Below are 2,731 nucleotides of genomic sequence, written 5' to 3' on the forward strand. Positions count from 1 at the left end.
TAGGGCTTGCTGAATAATGGTAAAACCCTTGTGGGTTAAGACTTTTAGAGTTTTTGTAAATCAAAAAGTACCAGATATGGGAGTGATCGGGGGGAAAATTCAGGGACTTTTTCCCTGAAAATTAGGTAATTGACCCCTTCAAAATCGGTAAAACCCTACACCCCACACCCCACCTGCCCCCCCGATGTCGGGGGGGTTGGGGGGGCCACACCCTGCCCCCAAGAAAAACTTTTTCAGCAAACCCTAAGTAGTCGTGCAAAATTAATTTCCCAGTCGAGACAGGAGACAGGAGACAGGAGACAGGAGACGGGAGACGGGAGACGGGATCAGATTTGAATTTTTAGTTCACTGTTTACTGGTCACAGCAAAAAGCTTTTGGCTGACGGGTGACGGCTTGGATGTGTAATTAATTTTGCTTAGGTACTTATCCAAAAAGGGATAGTTTCCCTCTCTAGCTTCCTTGGGGTGCAGAAAACTCCTGAAAGACTTGCTGGACAAGGAGTCCGAGTTATATAGGGGGTTGGCAGCAGGACCTTTTTACACCGGGATGAAAGAAGTGAATTTTTCCCCACCCTTCCCCCGAATGCACCCCGTAACTGATATAAGTAGAGATGTAGGTCTATAACCAAAATTGCCGCATCAGTTCGGTTAGGTGACTGTTTTTCGCTTGTCTAGGAGGGTAGATATGCTCAACGAATTAATTTATGAAGGATTAGGTTTAAGTGCTGTTTTCGGTGGACTATTCCTCTGGTCGCGCTCTGGTCTCGTCAGCAAAAATACCGCCCTTTTAGCCGCACAAGCGCAATTACAGCAAAGTAACTCAGATTTGTTGGCTCAAGTCAAGGGTTTAGATGTGGCGCAATCAGACTTAAAAGACGAAAATCAGCAGCTGCACGCCAAAATAATTTACATAGAACAACATTCCGCCCAATTACAGCACAAAGCTACGGATTTAGAAAATTCTCTCCAGTCCCTCCAGCAAGCTGTCCAGATAGGTGAGGGTGAAATCGAACACCTGAAAACCACCGCTAAGGAAATAGAAGCGGAGAAAGCTGGTTTGATGGAGCAATTAGAGCGAGAAAAAGCCCAAATTACTAGCCTAGAAGCACAAATTCAAACTTTAGAGCAGCAAAAAGGTGAAATTAACCGTCAATTTGATTTGACCAAAAAACAGACCACCTCTCTCTATAGCCAAATTCAGACCCTAGAACAGGATAAAGCTCTCTTACAGCAAGAACTAGAAAAAGCCGAGGAATTAAGGGCAAAAGTGGCCGATTTAGAGCATAAAAACCGAGAATTAAGCGATTTAGCCGCCCAAATTCCCAGCTGGCAAAGTCAAATTCAAACCTTAGAACAGAATCTGGCTGACCAAACAGAACAGTATGAGCGAGGACAGCAGGAAATAGCCAGCTTACAGGGTCAAATTAGCGGGTTAGAGCAGCAAAAAAAGTCTCTCAGCGAAGATTTAGCCGCAAGTCAAACTCGATCGCTCTCTTTAGGGCAAGAATGCGACAATTTAACTATAAAACTCCAAGAAACTGTCGCTCAAGTGACAGCCATAACCGACGAAAAGGACAGTCTCGGCGCTCATCTCGAAGCAGCTAAACTGGAGTTACAAGCTTTAGCAGCCCAGAAAGGGGAATTATCGGCAGAATTAACCACTGCTGCTGAAAAAATTGCTGATTTAGAAGGGCAATTAGAGGAATTAACCCAGTTACCCCAACAATTGGCCGATTCTCAGGCAAAAATTGCCCATTTAGAAGGGCAATTACAGGAATTAACCCAGTTACCCCAACAGCTAGAAACCTATCGGGAAAACATTTCTAATTTAGAGATTCAACTACACCAGTTAAGTGCCGAAAAAGACCAATTAGAAACCACAACTTCCCGTCATATCGAGGAATTAAGCCAACAAAATCGCCAACTAACTCAAGGTTTAGAAGCCAAAAAAACGGCAGCTAAAGCTTTAGAAAAGGAAAAAATTAAGTTTGAGGGTGAGTTAGCAACTAAGCAAGAAGAAATCGCCGCTTTGGAGGTTAAAATTCAAAACCTCCAACAAGAAAGAGACGATTTTTCTCGACCAACTGCCCCCATTAACACTAATGAACCAGAAGCAATTATTATTGAAACTCCGGTAGTAGAAGAACCAGAAACCCCCCCGGTGATTGCCAAGGAAACCCCTGTAGTAGCAGCGGAAAAAATCCCGGTTGCCGACACAAGTTTAGAAGTGCAACCCGCAGCGGAGATAGTCCAAACGAGTCAAGAATCCGCAGAAAATCCCCTAAGGGGAAAAACCGTAGTTATACTAGGAACCTTCAGCAAAATCAGTCGTGAGAAAGTGAAATCATTGATTATTAATGTCGGTGGTACTGTTACCGGTTCCCCCAGTGCGAATACTGATTATATTCTCCTCGGTAAAGCTCCCGGTGATAAACTCAAAAAGGCTCAAAAATTAGGCATAAAAACCCTTTCAGAAGCCCAATTTCTGCAAATGGTAGAATCCTAAATCAGTTATCAGTTATCAGTTATCAGTTATCAGTTATCAGTTATCAGTTATCAGTTATCAGTTCACTGTTTACTGAAAAAACTTCGGCTCTTCGTTACTTGTTATGGTTCGATAGGGGGGCATAAATCGACTAAATCCTTATCTGGCAAAAGATTTAACTGATTAGCTCGCTCTAGATCAAAAACAATTGACAAAAATCGTCCAATGTCTTTCTCTATAAGGGTT

Annotated in this window: 1 protein-coding gene; it reads left to right on the forward strand. The window is 43.0% G+C overall.

Going from position 1 to position 2,731, the window contains the following annotated elements; all coding sequences use genetic code 11:
• Positions 1–685 precede the first annotated feature (685 nt).
• The gene (locus ACE1AQ_RS00070) at positions 686–2,506 is read left to right on the forward strand and encodes a BRCT domain-containing protein (protein WP_374807617.1); all 1,821 of its coding nucleotides are present in this window, start codon (positions 686–688) and stop codon (positions 2,504–2,506) included.
• Positions 2,507–2,731 lie beyond the last annotated feature (225 nt).

It is taken from the genome of Microcystis sp. BLCC-F209, assembly GCF_041928595.1.
In the GTDB taxonomy this organism is placed as follows: Bacteria; Cyanobacteriota; Cyanobacteriia; order Cyanobacteriales; family Microcystaceae; genus Microcystis.

Bases quoted from the DNA above. Each gene is read 5' to 3' on its own strand.
- ACE1AQ_RS00070 (WP_374807617.1), top strand. From the start codon at position 686: ATGCTCAACGAATTAATTTATGAAGGATTAGGTTTAAGTGCTGTTTTC.